The sequence below is a fragment of the Moraxella oculi genome, assembly GCF_023336735.1.
Lineage (GTDB): Bacteria > Pseudomonadota > Gammaproteobacteria > Pseudomonadales > Moraxellaceae > Moraxella > Moraxella oculi.
In genome coordinates this window covers 22,882-42,333 of sequence record NZ_JAMBAQ010000016.1, presented here as the reverse complement: position 1 = coordinate 42,333, position 19,452 = coordinate 22,882, and the positions used below count along the sequence as shown (strand labels likewise).

Below are 19,452 nucleotides of genomic sequence, written 5' to 3'. Positions count from 1 at the left end.
TCAATTGTTGCTTTATTATCTTTGATCTGTGCACGGTTCTTAGCCACTTCATCAACAGTGGTTTCAGAAATCACAGCCAATTTACCGATGTCATTGGTGTTGTCAGCGATTTCGTCGATGAGGACATTAGATGCAGTGGTTAGAGCATCAATTGTTGCTTTATTATCTTTGATCTGTGCACGGTTCTTAGCCACTTCATCAACAGTGGTTTCAGAAATCACAGCCAATTTACCGATGTCATTGGTGTTGTCAGCGATTTCGTCGATGAGGACATCGTCTGTTGCGTCCAAAGCACTAACAATATCAGCCACGCCATCAAGAGCAACACGGTTGTCTTCAATTGTCTCATAAGCTTGTTGAGACCAACCTAAAAGACCGTTAAGATTATTATCAGTCTCTTCTACAGCAAGTTCTAGATTTGCAATTTTGTCAGCATTTTCGTTTGTTTTGAACTTATTCAAGTCTATTTGAAACGCAGCAAGGCTGGTTGCGGGAGTGGTGTCTTCCGTGTAGTGCGATGTTTCTTGAGCAACCGCTTGACCAGCTACCGTACTTGCCACAGCCAATGCCAACGCAGAGGCGATCACACGACCTTTTGAGCGAGAGGTGGCGATTTCTGAGCATACCACCGATTGACCAAGCGAGTTACGCTTGACTTTAAAAATTTTATTCATAAGACATCTCCTACACCATTGATTTTTGAAAATAGGTAAATATCAACCCAGAGCAACTCTTGGTTTAATATCGCCATATAAATTGAAAAAACTACTTTACTTCATGGTAACAAGGCATCGCCTTTATGTCAATCATTTTAGCATTATTTTTAGCTTTGCTGTCAAAAATTTTTTGTTGTTTTTTTGATTTTTTATCTCAATCGAAAAAAATTGTCTGTGATCATCACTGAAAAATACTTAGGGCTTTTGTGATGATTGAGCCTTGGCAGTGTTGTGTTTTTGCGTGCTTTTGAGCTGATGATTTGGGTGTGTCTGTGCTTGTGTCTTGATGTGGTGATTGTGTTATAATTTGGTCATTCAACCATTAACAAAAACACAATATAGGCAGTCCAAATGAACTTCGTGAAGCATGCCATCATTCCTTGTGCAGGCTTTGGCACAAGAATGCTCCCACTTTCAAAAGCCATCCCAAAAGAGCTACTACCGCTTGGCAATCGCCCAAGCATTGCCTATGTCGTTGATGAAGCGATACAAGCAGGCATTAAAAACATCGTGCTGGTCAATCACGCCCAAAAAAGTGCGATAGAAAATTATTTTGACATCAATGGCGAACTAGACAACCAATTGAGAAATAAGGGCAAAAATGAACTGGCAGACAGTCTAAACTTTTTGCCAGATGATGTGGTGATTGCCAGCGTACGCCAAGGCAAGCCTTTGGGGCTTGGACATGCTGTGCTACAAGGGCGTGCGGTGGTGGGTGATAATCCTTTTGCTGTGCTTTTGCCTGATGTGGTGCTTGACCCATTTGACACCGATTATGCCAGTCAAAACTTGGCATTTATGCTAAAAGAATTTAAAAAAACCGCTCGCTCACAAATCCTTGTCAATCCTGTGGCGGTAGCGGATATTGACAAATACGGCATTGCTAAATTACAAAATCCTCAAACCATTGAAAAATCAAGCCAAAACCAAGTGCTGCCTGTTACAGGTTTTGTGGAAAAGCCAAACGCCAAAGACGCACCGTCAAACCTTGCGGTGGTGGGTCGCTATGTGTTTGACAATGCCATTTTTGATTATCTTGCCAAAACCGCTCCAAGCGTGGGCGATGAAATTCAGCTGACCGATGCCATTGATGCACTGATTGGCACACAAGGCGTGGATGTAACCACGATGGTGGGTAACAGCTTTGATGCTGGCGATATGACAAGCTATATGCGTGCGTTTATGTATTTTGCGACAAGGCAGGGTGTGGATAAACAAAAAGCCCACAACCGACAATCGGTGTAGGCTTTCTCTTTGTCTAAGGCGGTCTGTTAAAAACAGTATAACTGGTTGCTACCAGTTCCGACCCCTAGCTCACAGTGATATTGTAGGATAAAATACAAATGAATGCAAGTCAAATTGATGAAATTTTTGACAATTTGTCGTCCGAACGATTGCAAACTTATTTAAATCTTTGCCAGGACAGACAGCAGGCATTGTGCTTATATCAAAAAAATATGGCATTATCGGCAAGTTTTTTAGCACCTTTGCAAATTTGTGAAGTTGTATTACGCAACGCGATTGCCAATGCCTTGACTTTTGTGCATGGGCAAAATTGGTTTAAAAATCATTTACTTATTAAAAACTTATTGCCAGTTTGGCGAAAAGAATTGCAAAAAGCACTCAAACAATTGGGCAATCATACAACTCAGTCGGTTTTAATTCCCAATCTTAGCTTTGCGTTTTGGCAATCGTTTTTGACCAAACGCTTTGACGGTGTGCTATGGAATAAGGCATTTTTTGTGGTATTTAGCAATGCTCCCAAAAAAAGTGTGGCGGACAACCGTTTGTTTTTACACCAAAGTCTTGACGAAATTCGTAAATTTAGAAATAGAATTGCCCATCACGAGCCGATTTTTAACAAAAATCATCGGCAAATTTACCAAAATATTATTACAGCGGTAAGTTTTTGCTCACAAAGTTTGGGGCAATTTTTGCAAGACGCTTACAAAAAAGCAGATTTTAATCATATTACTAGCAATCAACCCAATCAAAACACTTGGCAAACTCTACACACCCTTGCTCAAAATCCCCCAGATTTAAATGCCTTATTTAAATCCAATCCCACTCGTGGTAAAAAGTTTACTGCCAACGCTTGCGATATTTTTATGGATTTTAGTAAGCAAGCGATTGACGAGACAATTTTAAACAATTTGTTAAATTTGGCAGATGAATTTGATTTATCTAATAAAATCAATGACTTACTGACGGGCAAAAAAATCAACGACACCGAAAATCGCCCTGCCTTACACACCGCTCTTAGATTGCCAAAGGGCGAAGTGCTTGTTGTGGATGGCGTTGATGTCAATGACCAAGTTCATCAAAGCTTAGCAAAATGTGAGACGATTGCCAATCGTATCCGCCAAAAAATCTGGCGTGGTTATTCAGGCAAGGCGATCACTGATGTGGTTAATATTGGCGTGGGCGGCTCGGATTTGGGACCGTTGATGGCAACGACGGCACTTGATGAATGGGCGGATACCGCCATCAATGTGCATTTTGTGTCCAATATGGACGGCACGCAGCTCAATAATTTATTAAAAATTTTAAATCCACAAACGACCTTATTCATCATTTCATCAAAATCTTTTGGTACGGTTGATACACTCTCTAACGCCAAAACGGCCTTGCACTGGCTATTGTCCGCACACAACAACAAACACACCGTGCTACACCGCCATTTTATTGGCGTATCCACTCGCTTTGACAAAATGAGCGAATGGGGCATTCACCCTGACAATCAGCTTTTGCTTTGGGACTGGGTTGGTGGGCGGTTTAGTATGTGGTCGGCGATTGGGCTTGCCATTGCCATTAAAATTGGTATGGATAATTTTTATGAGCTATTGGCAGGGGCAAACCAAATGGATAGGCATTTTGCTGGTGCTGATTTTGCTGGTAATTTGCCTGTTTTGCTTGGGCTGATTGGCGTGTGGAATGCCTCGTTTTTAAACATCAACGCCCATTCGGTGTTGCCTTATGATGGACGGCTTAAATTTTTTCCCAATTATTTAACCCAACTTGAAATGGAGTCTAACGGCAAATCGGTAACAAGGGACGGACAAAAGGTGGATTTTAAGACCTGTCCGATTTTGTGGGGAGATATCGGTTCAAACGCCCAGCACGCCTTTTATCAGCTGTTACATCAAGGTACCCAAGCGGTTTCTTGCGATTTTATCACGCCGATTAATCGCTATGATACCAATCAAGCTCACGACAAATATTTGGAAAATCAGCATAAATTATCGCTTGCCAACTGCTTGGCTCAGTCGCAAGTATTGGCATTTGGCAATCAGGCCTTACCCCAAAATTTGCAAATCAACAATGATGCTTTTGGACAGTTTAAACAATATCGTGGTAATCAGCCGTCCACGACTTTGCTTTTGACGGCTTTAACGCCCAAAACTTTGGGGTCTTTGATTGCACTTTATGAGCATAAAGTGTTTGTGATGAGTGTCATTTGGCAAATCAATCCTTTTGACCAATGGGGCGTGGAAGTTGGTAAAGTGATGGCGGACAGCGTTTTGACGGCATTAAATACAGGGGTGGGCGAATTTGACAGTTCTACGGATAATTTGTTAACAGTGATAGGGAAGAAAAAATGAAACAAATACAGCTTATTGGTGTTAATTTTGAGAGTATAAATACTGCCATATTTTTGGCAGGGTTAGATTTACAAGTGTATTTAATTGGGCAAACCGACACAATCAATGCCTTATTAAAAAATTATCAATTTGACCGTCAATTGGCTTTGTTATGGCAGTTTTATACCGCTGACAATAAAATCATTATTAGCGATATATTACAAAATACCGATACTTTTTGGTTATTTTTTGATAATGAGACTGATGATAAATCTAATGAGTTGGGCGATACATTTTTAACAAAACAATTATTCAATCCAAATAGCCAGGTGATATTAAGCGGCTCAAAACCGATTGGGTTTTTTGATGAATTTGCCAACAATTTGCCGACAAATTGGGTATATTATTTGCCGTTTAATTTTTTAAAAGAAGGCAATAATTTTAATGCGTTTTTTCATATTGAGCTTTTGTTAATTGGCGAAAAGATTAAAGACAGTTTTGATAAATCCAGTATTTTAAAGATATTATTAAAAGATAGCCAAAAGCACAATATCTCTACCATTAAAACCATTGAGTTTGTGCGTGCCAGTATTGCAGGTATGCTTGCCACACGACTGTCTTTTATCAATGAAATGGCACGCCTTGCCGACAGCCACAAGGTCAATATCAAACAGATACAAACCATAATGGGGCAAGATAAACGCATTGGCAAAGAATATCTAAAAGCAGGGTGGGGTTTTGGTGGTAAGTCATTGCCAAACGAACTGTCGTTTTTGATGCAAAGTTTTGAGCAAAATCAAGTGGATACCGCTCTTTTAAAAGCAGTTGTTGATGTTAATGATGACCAAAAAGAGCTGATTTTTAGAAAATTTTGGCAATATTTTAATGGCGATATTGACCATAAAACGGTGGTGATTTGGGGGGCGGGCTATCGCACGGGTGCTGGGCGTACCATAGGCAGTGCGGTGCATACTTTGCTAAATTTGTGTTGGCATTATGGCATAAAAACATTGGTTTATACAGTAAATACCACTTATGAACTGACCCAGCAATATCAAAATCAGCCATTGTTTCATTTGATTGACAATCCTTATGCACTGAATCACGCCCACGCATTATTTGTGATTAATTGGGCAGATGGTCAAATTGATGTATCGGCCTTGAATGAATTTGCCTTGCCGATATTTGACGGTAAAAATGTATTTTGTGATACGCAAATTTGTCAATACAAAGGCTATTATACAGGCATTGGTTGTTTTGATTTAACAACCAAATCGTAAAAAGGGTAAAAAGATGAAAAATATTTTGGTAACAGGTGGGGCAGGTTATATCGGCTCGCATACTTTGATTGAGCTTGTCAAGGCAGGTTTTAGTCCTGTGGTTTATGATAATTTATCCAATTCTAGCCCAATTGCCATTGACAGAGTAGAAAAAATTGTCGGTAAAAAAATTGATTTTATCCAAGGCGATGTGTTGGATAAAGTGTTATTAAGTCAAGTATTTGCAAAAAACGATTTTTTCGCCGTGATTCATTTTGCAGGCTTAAAAGCGGTGGGTGAAAGTGTCAAAGAGCCGTTAAAATATTATCAAAATAATGTGGCTGGCACTTTAAATCTTTTGGAGGTGATGAATGATTTTGATGTCAAAAACTTTGTCTTTTCATCGTCGGCAACGGTTTATGGCAATCCCAAGTCTTTACCGATTTTTGAGGATTTCCCCCGCTCTTGTACCAATCCTTATGGACAAAGCAAATTAACGGTAGAATATATTTTAGAAGATTTGTGCAAATCAAAAGTGTTTAATGCGATCAGTTTGCGTTATTTTAATCCGATTGGGGCGTATGAAACAGGCACGATTGGCGAAGACCCAAGTGATGTTCCCAATAATTTAATGCCTTATATCAGCCAAGTGGCGGTGGGCAAACTTGCCAAATTATCCATTTTTGGTGATGACTATGACACCATTGACGGCACGGGCGTGCGAGATTATATTCATATCACTGATTTGGCAAAAGGACATTTAAAAGCCTTAGAATATTTGGTCAATGGCAATGACAACACAATTGGATTTGAGCCAATCAATTTGGGTACAGGGCGTGGCACAAGTGTTTTGCAGCTTGTGAATGCCTTTGAAAAAGCAACCAATCAGAGTGTGCCTTATGTGATGGTGGATAGGCGAGCAGGCGATATCGCCAGTTGTTATGCGTCTTGCGATAAGGCAAAACAAATATTAAATTGGCAAGCACAGTTTGATATTACCCGTGCGTGCGTAGATGCTTGGCGGTGGCAAAGTAATAATCCTAATGGGTATCAGTTGGACTAGCTTTGCTGCTTTGTCATGAGGGTGTTGCCGTAAAAGCAGTGGCATCAAGAATGCTTGGGTGGTCTGACTGGTCATTCAATAAGATTGACATCGGCTGACTGGTCATGACTGCCCAATTAAGCCTGTCATCACTCATGTTGTACGCACCAAGCCAAAAATGCCATCAACCTCATGTTTGGGGCGTGTTTCATGATGGGGGTGATGCTTGTCTTATCAACACAGATTAATGGCTGGGCGAGTCCATGTTTTGCTTGACTTGTTTGATTCTTTGTTCTGTTGTTGGGTGAGTTGATGGCATTGACCAATGCGAATGCTTGGCATCTTTACTCATTCTTTCAAGAATATTGGCAAGGTGTATTGGCGAGATACCAAGGCGTTTTAATTCATCAATGGCGAATTTGTCCGCTTCAAGTTCGGCTTGTTGGGAATAATGAGCGAAAGTTAGCAAGCTGGGTAATGTTAAGAGTAGGCTGTTGACATCGCCTGTCGCCACAAAAATCAAGGCCCCTACGCCCAGACTGCTGATGGCCTTTTCTAGGGTATGGCGATGTGTCAGATGACCTTGTTCATGGGCTAGTACGGCAAGGATTTCATCATCATGATGGCTAAGTATGATGAGTTCATCAGTGATGACGATGGTATTGTTGGCAATGGCAACGGCATTCATGCCAAGTTCGCCACCACCGCGTATGAGTATTTTGGCTTTTGGATTGGGGTCGAGTTTGTGGTATAAGGCGGTGATTGCGTCTTGGCGTTTTTGTGAGATGATGCTCTGGGTCGTCATTTCCAACACTTCATTCTCCCCGCTGTCGCCAATCTCCATTAATATGTCGTGAGGCAGTGAATGGGCAATGTGATGTGCAGCTAAGGGTATGCCAAAGCGATATAACCCAACTACAAGTACGCACATGACAGCAATTCCTACTGCGACCCATTTCCAATGTTTTTCCATATGACTGACTTGGCTAAATAGCTTTTGATGATGTAAAGGTAGCCAGTCAGGCGGCTTGCCCAAAAACTCAATCTTAGATCCATCTGACATGATTAAAGCGTGCGGTGCTTTGTCAACGGCAGGCAGATATTCATAATCTTTGGGAAAATGGCGTTTTTGTTGCTGGGTGTTTGAGGTATCTTTCCAGGTGATGACAAAGCCATCAAGCACGCCTTGATAATACACTGGGTGGATATGGGCAGGGTGTGGTGTGCTTATCCGCCCATCAAAATAGCGAATGGTGCTGGTCATTGTAGGCTCACCATGAAACATCAAGATCAAAGACATCACTGATTTCCTCGCCCACAGGGGATATATTGTCTGCATGGGGCGTAGTCAGTCTTTCAAAATCATCGACTGCCATGAAGCATAATGTTTGCACTTTATAGCGATGCATACGCACCACCGCCCATGGGTAGAGCAGCCCTAAAGACAGTACAATGACAATTTGGTTGGTCAGATGAATGAAGCTGAATTTTAGAATGCTAAAATTGACCAGTTTGAATTGATTATCGCCAAGTGTCAGCTTTCCCCAAACGATTTGATGTAAAAACCCTTTTATAACTGGTATGATGAACAACAATGCCACATAAAATGCCGCCATGACCATGATGATCATGTCATCAACAATTTCATCAAAAAACATGCCAGTAATAATGGTGAACATACCAATCACCATCAAGGCTAACAAGAGCATGGGCAGGCACAGTGCTTTATAGAAGTCAAGAATGGTTGAATGAAACCCGAACTTTAACCGCCCAAAATAAGTATTATCAAATTGGTAACGCTTAAACAACCAAAACCCAAGCGGTGATAATAAGCCAGCACTCAGCACACTCATCAAAAATGTCCCAATGGCGATCAGATACAGCTTGCCCAGTCCACCACCAAACCCAAAATGTACATTATTATATTGGCTATTTCTTGCCATGAATCTCATGGTTGAGCGAATGATCCATGGCATGGCAATCAAGATGAACAGCAAGCCTGCTAAGGCAACCGTAGGTAGAAAAACATCAAAAATACTGATTGCCGCATACAGACCAAGAGCGATGAGCCGCCCCATTAAAATGCGTTTTGGGTTGGCGGTGAAATCAAAACCTCGTCCATCAATTTGAGTGTTGCCATAAAAATATCGCAGACGACGCACTTTCGCCCATGGTGCATAGATGCCTAGTGTGATGATGGTTAAAAGTAGATTGACAATCCATATCTGAAAGTAACTGGTGCCATCTCCATGAAAACTAAATCGATGCATGGTTGGGGGGTTGGTTGATGGTGATGTGTGAGAATGCGTTTGAGTTGGGAGTGGTGAGATCTGTTCTGTCATGATGAAAAATCCATGAGTGATATTGTCAACAATTGTATGTTTTTAGTTACATTGTATCAGCAAATCTGTTAAAAATAAATAACGATTTTGTCGTGATGAGCGTGTCATTTTGGTAAAAACTGTCATCAAAACTGTGTTAAAATGAATGCAACCCCACTGTTTTGGTGATGCTATGCTAGACTTACAAAAAATCGTATTGGCAAGTAATAATCAAGGTAAGCTTGCTGAATTTCAAAGCTTGTTTGATGCTCAAAATTTGGGTATCAGCATTGTGCCACAAGGGAATCTTGGTATTACTGATGCCATAGAAGATGGGCAGTCATTTATTGAGAATGCCATCATCAAAGCTCGCCATGCGAGTGCTCAAAGTGGATTGCCTGCCATCGCTGATGACAGTGGGCTGTGCGTGCCTGTTTTAGGTAATTTGCCGGGGATATATTCGGCACGCTTTGCAGGCGAGCATGGCAATGACATCGCCAATAATGAAAAGCTCATTCAAGAGCTGGGGAGTTATTTTGAGCGAGGCGAGAAAGTGGAGGCTGTCTTTGTCTGCGTGTTAGTGCTTGTTCGTCATCAAGATGACCCCTTACCCATCATATCCCAAGGCTTGTGGCACGGTCAGATCATCTCTGAGCCAAAAGGGGAGCATGGCTTTGGCTACGACCCAATTTTTTGGTTGCCAAAATTACAAAAAACCTCAGCCCAACTTGATAAAATACAAAAAAATCAAATCAGCCATCGTGGGCAGGCGCTGCATTCTTTGATGACAATGTTGGCGAACCAAGGGCTTTGTCGGTAAGTCATGGGTAAAAGCCATGTGTTGAATGAAAAACGCTTGATATCAATTGATTTTTTATCTGTGGCGATTTAAAAACATGCCAATTGACTCATCATTCATGTTGGCTTTGGCCGTAACAATTTTATCAATCGCCACTCCTTATTATGTTCGCAGACTTTATAGACTCTTGACTTAGCCAGCTGGGAGATGCGTTTGGCAATTGGTTGTTGGTGCGTCAGGTTGCTTTTGGTTGGAGGAGTATCTTGCTGGCGACTTGCCTTTTGCTTGTCATTTTTATGGAAAAAAGCTATAATGACTGTCTTTTAAGAATTTTATGGCAGTCATTGCCAGCTTGGACTTATATCGTTATTTTAAGTAATTGATTTTTAATAATTTTTTTAAAGGTAATCACCATGAGTAATCTAGACATCGCAGTCAATGTACTGTCTGACAAAGAGACCCAATTGACCGTAAAAGTGCCAGTTGGTACCATTCAAAACAAAGTAGAAAGTCGCATTCGCAGCTTAGCCAAAACCGCCAAAATCGACGGCTTTCGCAAAGGTAAAGTGCCAGTAAGTCATATTCGTGCACAGTACGGAGCAGGTATCCAGCAAGAAGTGATTAACGATGTGATTCGTGATACTGTATTTGAAGCGATGAGTGAGAGAAAGGTGCGTGCTGTTGGTGTGCCGAACATTGATGATGTCAAGCTTGAAAATGACTTTTTGGTATACCAAGCCACCGTTGAGACTTTCCCAGAGGTAACGGTGCAAGGTCTGACTGAGATTGAAGTGGAGCGTCAAACAGCCACCGTCTCAGACGAAGATGTTGATGTCATGATTGAGAACTTACAAAAGCAACGCCAAACTTTCGAAGCTAAAGAGGGTGCTTTGGAAGATGGCGATGAAGCGACTTTCGATTTTGAAGGTACGATTGATGGCGAGAAATTCGAAGGTGGCACTGCTGAAAACTATCGTTTAATCATTGGTTCAGGTCGTATGATTCCTGGCTTTGAAGATGGCATGAAGGGCATGAAAGCTGGCGAAGAAAAGACCATCAAGGTTACTTTCCCAGCAGACTATCAGGCTGAAAACCTACAAGGTAAAGAAGCTGATTTTAAAATCAGTGTTAAAGAAATTAAAGCACCTAAGTTACCAGAATTGAACGAAGAATTCTTTGAGTTATTTGGTGTGAAAGAGGGCGGTCTTGATAAGCTAAAAGCCGATGTTCGTAAGAACATGGAGCGTGAAATCAAAAACGCAGGCCGTAACCAAGTGAAGCAAGCAGCTTTTGATGCGTTACTTGAAAAAAATGAATTTGATGTGCCAAAAGCCATGCTGGACCAAGAAATCAATCGTCAGCGTGAGCAAATGTTGCAGCGTTTTGCCCAGCAGTTTGGTGCCAATCCAAACAGCTTTGGTGCGGACATGTTGCCAAATGAGTTGTTTGAAGATCAAGCGTTGCGTGCAGTGCGTTTGGGCGTGCTTGTCAGCCAAATCATTGAGCAACAAAACATTGAAGTTGATCAAGATCGTGTGACGGCATTCATCAGTGAAGCTGCTGAAAACTATGAAGACCCACAAGAGGTGATTGATTTTTATACCAATGACAAACAGCAGCGTGCTGGTATTGAGTCTGTGGTATTAGAAGATCAAGTGGTGGATTATCTGCTTAGCCAAGGTAAGGTAACGGATAAGGAAGTTAACTATCAAGATTTATTGGCGGCAGTGCAGCAAGCACAGTTCTAAGTGTCTTTTGCTTACAATAAAATCATAAAAATACCCCAGCAATGTTTGGGGTATTTGTTTATTTGATGGTAAAATAAGCATTATTTTAATATTTTTTTGGAAAAAATCCATGAATGACATGAAACACAATCCTTTTTATGATCAACTGATGGACAGTTATCACGCTCCGCAGAACGCTTTGGTGCCGATGGTAATTGAGCAGTCTGGTCGTGGTGAACGCTCATTTGATATCTTCTCTCGCCTACTGCGTGAGCGAGTGATTTTCCTGACAGGTCAGGTTGAAGATGGCATGGCAAATCTCATTGTCGCCCAACTTTTGTTTTTGGAGGCGGATAATCCAGAAAAAGACATCCATTTGTATATCAATTCGCCAGGCGGTGTGGTAACGGCTGGCATGGCAATTTATGATACGATGAATTTCATCAAGCCGCATGTTTCAACCATTTGTATGGGACAGGCAGCGAGCATGGGTTCATTCTTGTTGTCAGCAGGAGAAAAAGGCAAGCGATATGCTCTTGCCAACAGTCGTATCATGATTCATCAGCCGTTAGGTGGATTCCGCGGTCAAGCCTCTGATATTGAGATTCATGCACGAGAAATCATTCAGCTAAAAGCCAAGCTTAACCAGTTGCTTGCTGAACACACAGGACAGCCTGTTGAACGCTTGGAGAAGGATACTGACCGTGATAACTTCATGAGTGCCGAGCAAGCAAAAGAATACGGCTTGGTTGATGTGGTGCTTGATAAACGCCCATCAAATCTGTAAGGAGTGCGTATGACCGATCTAAAAAAATGCTCATTTTGCGGTAAGAAAAAAAGTGAGGTTAAAAAACTCATCACAGGTAAGGGTGCGACCATTTGTAACGAGTGTATCTTGGCTTGTGGCGATATGCTCGCTGATGCGGGCATTGACAACGATAAAGAGACGACCGACAATGACAAGCAGGTCAATGCGTGGGAAAATGCAAAGCTACCGACACCAAAGGAGTTAAGAGCCCATCTTGATGAGTATGTCATCGGTCAAGATGCTGCTAAAAAAGCCTTGTCCGTGGCGGTTTATAATCACTACAAGCGTCTAAAATCCGAGCAAAAAGGCACATTAAATGGTGATCAAGTCGAGCTGGCTAAGAGCAATATCATGCTGATCGGCCCTACAGGCTCTGGCAAGACTTTGTTGGCACAAACCCTAGCACGGTTACTAGATGTTCCTTTTGCGATGGCTGATGCCACCACTTTGACGGAGGCGGGCTATGTGGGCGAAGATGTGGAAAACATTGTTCAAAAATTGCTACAGGCTGCCGATTACGACATTGAGCGTACCCAAAGAGGCATCATTTTCATCGATGAGATTGATAAAATCACCCGTAAATCCGAAAATCCTTCCATTACCCGAGATGTCTCTGGTGAAGGCGTGCAACAAGCATTATTGAAGATTATTGAGGGTACGGTAGCAAGCATTCCGCCGCAAGGAGGTCGTAAACACCCACGCCAAGAGATGATACAGGTGGACACAAGTAACATTCTGATCATCGTTGGTGGTGCGTTTGCAGGCCTTGATCGAATCATTCAGCAGCGTACCGAAACCACAGGCATGGGTTTTAATGCCACTGTCAAGGCACAATCAGAGGCAAAAGTCAGTGAGTTGTTCCGTGAGGTTGAGCCAGAGGATTTGGTGAAATTTGGTATCATTCCAGAGTTCATCGGTCGTTTGCCTGTCATTGCCACACTGGATGAATTGGATGAGGCGGCATTGGTACGGATTTTAACAGAACCAAAAAATGCCTTGACAAAACAATATCAATATTTGTTTGAGATGGAAGGGGCGAAATTATCCTTTGATGAAGAGGCCTTGACTGCCATCGCCAAAAAAGCGATGAAGCGTAAAACAGGTGCAAGGGGATTGCGTTCCATCATTGAAAGTGCATTGCTTGATACCATGTATGAGTTGCCGAGCATGAATGATGTGAAAGAGGTTGAGGTAACCAAATCGGTGATTGAAGATGGTGAAACACCACGAATGTCGTGAGTTGTTTTGCTAAGTTCATCAAACCAAGTTTGCTTGCAGACTTGGTTTTTTAATTTCATTTCATTAAGATGTCAAGCTTTAACATGCTTTTTTGGGCCATGCTGATTGAGATTTTAAAACATTGAGAGATGAGATTGGCTCTTACAATATTGCAATGGTGTTGATAAAAACGCAGGCATGCCAGCCCTTGTCAAACGCAACAAGGTGTGGATGTCGAATGCTGGTTCATGGGTGTGATTGCGTTGGTTGTGTATGAAATTGATGCGAAAGCACCTGTCATGACCCATTGGTCAATTTTAAAAAATTTTCCACCCCAAGTGATGAAAATTTTGTTATATTAAATTGGCTAAGTGATGATTGCTGGCATTCAATTATTCATGATAAAAGGAAAAGGTAATGACTGAGATTTATAATGGCAACAGCTTGTCTGTTTCATTGGCGAATGGTATCGCCAATTTGTGTTTTGACAATCCATCAGAATCAATCAATAAATTTGACGCAGCGACGAATGCTGAATTTGCTGAAGTGGTTTCGTTGCTTGAAAATCGAGATGATATTCAGGGTCTGATCGTCACTTCTGGTAAAAAAGTCTTTATTGCAGGGGCGGACATCACGGAGTTTGTGTCGCATTTTGAACGCCCAGAAGAAGAGTTGACCGCTTGGCTGCTGAACATTAATCAGACATTCAATCGTTTTGAGGATTTGCCATTCCCTAAAATCGCTGCCATTAACGGTGCAGCCTTAGGCGGCGGCTTTGAGATGAGTTTGGTGTGTGAATATCGTGTGATTGGTGCATCAGGTCAAGTGGGTCTTCCTGAAACAAAACTGGGTATTTTTCCAGGATTTGGCGGTTCGGTGCGTACCCCTCGTGTCGTAGGCGTGGACAATGCGCTAGAAATCATCGCCACAGGTAATCATATTCGCCCAGATGCCGCCTTAAAGATGGGCTTGGTCGATGCTGTGGTGGCTGATGATCAGGTTGAGCAATCGGCGATTGATTTGGTTAAAAAATGTATCGCTGGTGATTTTGATTGGCAAGTCAAACGCCAAGAGAAAATCAATCCTGTACGCCTAAGCCAGCTTGAACAAGCAATGGCGTTCAATGCTGCTAAGGGCGTGATTTTCACCAAAGCCAACCCAAAACATTATCCTGCCATCGCATTGGCGGTACAAACCATCGAAAAGCATGCCAATCTCACCCGTGATGATGCCATCAAAGTGGAAGTGGAGGGCTTTGTAAAAGCGGCTAAGACGCCACAAGCTCAAGCGTTGGTTGGTGTGTTCTTAAATGATCAAGCGGTGAAAAAAATCGCTAAAGATCATAGCAAAGATGCCCATGACATTGATGAGATGGCGGTACTGGGGGCGGGCATCATGGGTGGTGGCATTGCCCATCAAGCAGCCGCTAAGGGTCTGTCCATCATCATGAAAGACATCAAATCCCAACAGCTTGATTTGGGCATGAGTGAGGCAACCAAGCTGTTATCCAAAGAAATTGAGCGTGGCAAATCAACGCCAGCTAAGATGGGGGAGGTACTTGGTCGTATTCGCCCAACCTTAAATTATGGCGACTTTTCAGCACCTGACATCATCATTGAGGCGGTTGTTGAAAATGAACAAGTGAAAAAATCTGTACTCGCTGAGGCAGAAAGTGTCATGAAAGAGAGTGCCATTTTGGCATCAAATACTTCAACCATTAGTATTACCAAATTGGCCGAAAATCTCAAACGCCCAGAAAATTTTGTAGGCATGCACTTTTTTAATCCTGTGCATCGCATGCCACTGGTTGAGATCATTCGTGGTGAAAAATCGAGCAATGAAGCAGTGGCAACCACGGTTGCTCTTGCCCAAAAGATGGGTAAAACACCCATTGTTGTTAACGATTGCCCAGGATTTTTGGTGAATCGTGTGCTGTTTCCGTATTTTGGTGCGTTTGATTTGCTGGTCAAGCATGGAGCGGATTTTGCCAAGATTGACAAGGTGATGGAGAGATTTGGCTGGCCGATGGGTCCTGCTTACTTGTTGGATGTGGTTGGTATTGATACAGGCGTGCATGCTAGCCAAGTGATGGCGGAGGGTTTTCCTGATCGCATGAAGCCTGACTACAAGACAGCGACTGATGTGATGTTTGCAAACAATCGCTTGGGTCAAAAAAATGGCTTGGGTTTCTACAAATACGAGCTTGATAAAAAAGGCAAGCTTAAAAAAACATCAGATGGTCATGTCTATGAACTGCTGACAAGTGTGCAAGATGCCCAAGCAGAGTTTGACGATCAGCAAATCATCGATCGCTTGATGGTGGCATTTTGTAATGAGACGGTACGCTGCCTAGAAGATGGTATTGTAGCGACACCTGCCGAAGCTGATATGGCGATGCTGTTAGGGCTTGGATTTCCACCGTTCCGTGGTGGTCCTTGCAGATACATTGATCAAATAGGTGTGGTCAATTTTGTGGCGTTGTGCGATGAATATGCACATCTGGGCAAAGCCTATGAGGCACCAGCGTTGTTGCGTGAAATGGTGCAGCAGGGCAAGACTTTTTACTGATTGAACACCGATGGCTAAAAATAAATTTTAAGGAAAAATCATGACAACTTTATCCCCAAAAGATGTGGTCATCGTTGATGGCGTGCGAACAGCGATGGGTAAATCGAAAAATGGCATGTTTCGTAATGTGCGTGCTGAGGTACTTTCAGCCGAACTGATGAAAGCATTGATTGATCGTAATGACTTGGATGCTGATGTGCTTGAAGATGTGATCTGGGGCTGTGTGAACCAGACTTTAGAACAAGGCTGGAATATTGCCAGGCATGCCAGTCTGTTGGCAGGTATCCCCAAGCATGTGGCTGCTCAGACTGTCAATCGTCTGTGCGGCTCTTCCATGCAAGCACTGCATACCGCAGCGGCTCAAATCATGACTCATCAAGGCGATGTGTTCATCATTGGCGGTGTGGAGCATATGGGGCATGTGGCAATGATGCATGGCGTAGACATCAATCCAAGCGCTTCCAAGCGTGTTGCCAAAGCATCGAATATGATGGGTCTGACTGCAGAAATGCTAGGCAGGCTTAACGGCATCACTCGTCAAGAACAAGATGAATTTGCCCTAAATTCACATCTAAAAGCCGCCAAGGCTACTGCTGAAGGTCGTTTTGATAATGAAATCGTAGGTGTTGAGGGTCATGATGATGCAGGTAATTTGCAGCTTTGCCTGACAGATGAAGTGATTCGTTTTGATGCTAACATTGAAAGCCTACAAAAACTAAAACCTGTCTTTGACCCAGCTAACGGTACGGTAACGGCAGGCACAGCATCAGCATTGTCTGACGGTGCATCGGCAATGCTTGTGATGAGTGCGTCTAAGGCAAAAGAGCTTGGTTTGCGACCAAGAGCTCGCATTCGTGGTATGGCTGTGGCAGGCTGTGATGCCGCCATCATGGGCTACGGTCCTGTGCCAGCCACCCAAAAGGCATTGAAGCGTGCTGGAGTAAATCTGTCTGATATCCAGACGATTGAGCTTAATGAGGCATTCGCCGCTCAAGGCCTGTCTGTGCTAAAAGGCTTGGATCTGTACGACAGACAAGACATTGTCAATCACAATGGCGGTGCCATTGCTTTAGGGCATCCGCTTGGCTGTTCAGGAGCTCGCATCACCACCACGCTGCTTAATGTTATGGAGCAACAAGACACCCAGCTGGGGCTTGCAACGATGTGTATTGGCCTAGGTCAGGGCATCGCCACCATCATTGAGCGTGTTTAATCCATTTGAATTGAAAAAAGCCATTGATGATCAATGGCTTTTTATGAATGACTTGGTGGCCAAGATGAGAGGCGGTGTGATGATGTTGGCGTGTGTCATTAGGCAACAAGATCACACAGATGGGCATTGCTTATGATACAATTTTAATATGTTTTGATGCTGATTTCATGCTATGATAAGAAAAAATCAGACATCAACCATTTGGCGATTGGTCTTCAATCGTGTCTTACTATTACTAATTGATGAGGAAAAGCTTATGAAATTGCATCGCATATTTTTGGCTGTGATGGTGATGACAGTCTCGGCAGCCAATGCCATGTTGCCAACGCCAAGTGATGCACAACTTCCAAACGCTCAAGTCAGCCAAGTCAATCCAGAGATTGATGCCAAGTTGCATGCTTTTTTGGTGCGTACTGACGCTGCTGGTAAGGAAACTTTACAGCCATTGACAACCAATGATAATGTGGTTCATGGTGATGTGATCGAGTACCAAGGGTTGTACACCAATCATAACGCCAACCGTTTGCGTAGCATGACTATCACACTTAGCATTCCTAAAGAGGCAGAGCTTATTGGCATGGTAGAGCCTGCAATCGTTCGAGCCAGTGTTGATGGTCAGCGATTTGTCAACATGCCGATTCGCACCAGGGTTAATGGGCAGATACAGGAAGTTCCATTAAGCTACTATAAAGCATTGCGATGGACAATCGAGGATGTTGGTATTGGAGCGACGGCTGCTGTCAAGTATCGTGTACGCATTAAGTAATCGCTTGTCAGTTTTTTTGTTAGTATTTGATTGTTATGTCAGCGGTATTGACTCATGATTTTGATTTGGAGTTAACTCGTCAGGAATTGGCAAAACAAGCTGAACAAACAGCATTTGAGTCAGCAGGCTTGGAAGCGTTAAGACGCTACAAGGCAACAGGGCTACACATTACAGACGAAGAATTGCAAGCGTACATCGGCAGTTTAGCCAACGGCGAATCTGTGGAGTTTCCAAAATTCATTGGAAATGCAAATTTGGTTTCAGCCATGCGATGAGTGATTATGTGTGAAAGTTATTGAAAGCAAATTTGATTATGGCAGGCGACGGATATTGCACGGTTAATGTCAAATAATGTCCTTGTTTTTTTAAAAAGAATATTGTATTTTTAACCTAAACGCAAGGGCGGTGGAGTTCTAAGTTAACCGAGATTTTATTTTGGCGACAAGGCTCATTCGTCATGGGGTTTTTTCATGTCTAAAGTCCCTAATTGTTTCTTATAAAGGTGGTTAAAATGACTGACACTGCTTTAAACCCAATGTATCCTAACAAGAATGTTTGTGATGTTAGCGTTGCTAATATTTTTAAAATACCCTTTACTAATCTTTACTAGAGGTTTAGAGATTTGATTAAGAGGCAAAACCAGTTCTTTTCAAATCAAGCATTGAGGTAAAGATAACGCATTTTTTTACTGGTGATGAGTGAGTAACAAGTTAATGACGCATTTGAACAAGCAACTGTACTTCCATGATATTGTGATCTTGGCAGTCGTCTTTTTTGGCATTGCCATCTATGATTCAACCTTACATTTCATTGGGATGCTCAATCATGGACAGGTTGCCCCAGAGACATTAGAGTTTGATGCCGGTGGTAATTGGCGAGGCATTGCGACTGAGTTGGTGGCTTTGGTGGTGGCTTGGGGTTATTTAAAATACCGTCGATTTGATTTTAAACAGCTTAATTTTAGCTTTAATCGCTGGACCATACCAAAGACTGTTTTGTATGTTCTTTGTGCAAGTGTGGTTGCCACCCTTTATGAAACCTTTCAGTACATGGCTTTTCCGCAGCTTTATGCTGCCGCAGAAGTGCAGTATGGTGTGGAGGAGCATTTTGGTATGTGGTCGCCGTCTTTATTGCTATTTGCTTTGATTAATGGCTTTTATGAAGAGGTGTTTTTTGTTGGGCTTGTGGCATTGACTGCTAAAAAGCATTTGCCACTGGCAATTGTGTTGACTTTATTGGTGCGCTTTGCCTTTCATACTTATCAAGGCTTGGCAGGGGCTTTGACCATCACGACGCTTGGTATGGTGTTCTTGTTGTTGCGTCGTAAGAGTGATGAGTTGTTGCCGTTCACTTTGGCACATTCATTTTTTGATTTGTTTGGGTTGACCTTGCCTTTGTATTTGCTGGGGGAGTGAGAAAGAAGAGCCATTAAGC

The 19,452-nt window shown here is 42.5% G+C and carries 17 protein-coding genes and 1 pseudogene; 14 read left to right on the top strand and 4 right to left on the bottom strand.

Features of this window, described 5'->3' with window-relative positions:
* On the bottom strand, positions 1-674 hold a 674-nt coding region (locus tag M2R47_RS07850; RefSeq protein WP_249101390.1), incomplete at its 3' end, for an ESPR-type extended signal peptide-containing protein.
* 393 nt (positions 675-1,067) lie between these two features.
* On the opposite strand from M2R47_RS07850, the gene M2R47_RS07845 reads away from it, so the two are divergent.
* The 5 genes and pseudogenes from M2R47_RS07845 (at position 1,068) to galE (ending at position 6,619) form a co-directional block, all read left to right on the top strand.
* Positions 1,068-1,961: a UTP--glucose-1-phosphate uridylyltransferase gene (locus tag M2R47_RS07845; protein ID WP_249101387.1), complete on the top strand. Its 894-nt coding sequence runs from the start codon at positions 1,068-1,070 to the stop codon at positions 1,959-1,961.
* 98 nt (positions 1,962-2,059) lie between these two features.
* Positions 2,060-2,566, top strand: a pseudogene (locus M2R47_RS07840) (Abi family protein); the annotation flags it as partial.
* Positions 2,567-2,686: 120 nt separating this feature from the next.
* The gene (pgi, locus tag M2R47_RS07835) at positions 2,687-4,318 is read left to right on the top strand and encodes a glucose-6-phosphate isomerase (RefSeq protein ID WP_249101396.1); all 1,632 of its coding nucleotides are present in this window, start codon (positions 2,687-2,689) and stop codon (positions 4,316-4,318) included.
* Positions 4,315-5,577 (top strand): UDP-glucose 6-dehydrogenase, encoded by a 1,263-nt coding sequence (locus tag M2R47_RS07830; protein WP_249101382.1) that lies wholly within the window; start codon positions 4,315-4,317, stop codon positions 5,575-5,577. Before pgi ends, M2R47_RS07830 begins: the two co-directional genes overlap by 4 nt.
* Positions 5,578-5,590: 13 nt before the next feature.
* Positions 5,591-6,619, top strand: a complete 1,029-nt coding sequence (galE, locus tag M2R47_RS07825; protein ID WP_249101380.1) for a UDP-glucose 4-epimerase GalE — start codon at positions 5,591-5,593, stop codon at positions 6,617-6,619.
* 13 nt (positions 6,620-6,632) lie between these two features.
* Here galE and M2R47_RS09525 read toward each other — a convergent pair whose 3' ends face one another.
* The 3 genes from M2R47_RS09525 to M2R47_RS07815 form a co-directional block, all read right to left on the bottom strand.
* Positions 6,633-6,755: a hypothetical protein gene (locus M2R47_RS09525; RefSeq protein WP_283162939.1), complete on the bottom strand. Its 123-nt coding sequence runs from the start codon at positions 6,753-6,755 to the stop codon at positions 6,633-6,635.
* A gap of 87 nt (positions 6,756-6,842) precedes the next feature.
* Positions 6,843-7,898, bottom strand: a complete 1,056-nt coding sequence (locus M2R47_RS07820; protein ID WP_249101375.1) for a M48 family metallopeptidase — start codon at positions 7,896-7,898, stop codon at positions 6,843-6,845.
* A complete protein-coding gene (locus M2R47_RS07815) occupies positions 7,870-8,940 on the bottom strand; it encodes a YjgN family protein (RefSeq protein ID WP_249101372.1) in 1,071 nt (356 codons plus the stop codon). Before M2R47_RS07815 ends, M2R47_RS07820 begins: the two co-directional genes overlap by 29 nt.
* Positions 8,941-9,085: 145 nt before the next feature.
* Here M2R47_RS07815 and rdgB point away from each other — a divergent pair, with 145 nt between their 5' ends.
* From rdgB to M2R47_RS09585, 9 genes are all read left to right on the top strand, one after another.
* Positions 9,086-9,739: an RdgB/HAM1 family non-canonical purine NTP pyrophosphatase gene (gene rdgB, locus M2R47_RS07810; protein ID WP_418001191.1), complete on the top strand. Its 654-nt coding sequence runs from the start codon at positions 9,086-9,088 to the stop codon at positions 9,737-9,739.
* A gap of 392 nt (positions 9,740-10,131) precedes the next feature.
* On the top strand, positions 10,132-11,466 hold the full coding sequence (gene tig, locus M2R47_RS07805; RefSeq protein ID WP_249101365.1) for a trigger factor: 1,335 nt from the start codon (positions 10,132-10,134) through the stop codon (positions 11,464-11,466).
* Positions 11,467-11,614: 148 nt separating this feature from the next.
* Positions 11,615-12,232: an ATP-dependent Clp endopeptidase proteolytic subunit ClpP gene (gene clpP, locus M2R47_RS07800; protein ID WP_249101392.1), complete on the top strand. Its 618-nt coding sequence runs from the start codon at positions 11,615-11,617 to the stop codon at positions 12,230-12,232.
* A 9-nt stretch (positions 12,233-12,241) separates the two neighbouring features.
* Positions 12,242-13,492, top strand: coding sequence for an ATP-dependent protease ATP-binding subunit ClpX (gene clpX, locus M2R47_RS07795; RefSeq protein ID WP_249101362.1), 1,251 nt, complete (start codon positions 12,242-12,244; stop codon positions 13,490-13,492).
* Between the two features lie 396 nt (positions 13,493-13,888).
* On the top strand, positions 13,889-16,039 hold the full coding sequence (fadB, locus tag M2R47_RS07790; protein ID WP_249101360.1) for a fatty acid oxidation complex subunit alpha FadB: 2,151 nt from the start codon (positions 13,889-13,891) through the stop codon (positions 16,037-16,039).
* 40 nt (positions 16,040-16,079) lie between these two features.
* Positions 16,080-17,252: an acetyl-CoA C-acyltransferase FadA gene (gene fadA, locus M2R47_RS07785; RefSeq protein WP_249101357.1), complete on the top strand. Its 1,173-nt coding sequence runs from the start codon at positions 16,080-16,082 to the stop codon at positions 17,250-17,252.
* 256 nt (positions 17,253-17,508) lie between these two features.
* Positions 17,509-18,018, top strand: a complete 510-nt coding sequence (locus M2R47_RS07780) for a hypothetical protein (RefSeq protein WP_249101355.1) — start codon at positions 17,509-17,511, stop codon at positions 18,016-18,018.
* A 35-nt stretch (positions 18,019-18,053) separates the two neighbouring features.
* Positions 18,054-18,293 (top strand): hypothetical protein, encoded by a 240-nt coding sequence (locus M2R47_RS07775; RefSeq protein ID WP_249101353.1) that lies wholly within the window; start codon positions 18,054-18,056, stop codon positions 18,291-18,293.
* Positions 18,294-18,716: 423 nt separating this feature from the next.
* Complete coding sequence (locus tag M2R47_RS09585) at positions 18,717-19,433, top strand: CPBP family intramembrane glutamic endopeptidase (RefSeq protein ID WP_249101351.1); 717 nt, start codon at positions 18,717-18,719, stop codon at positions 19,431-19,433.
* The last annotated feature ends 19 nt before the right edge of the window (positions 19,434-19,452 follow it).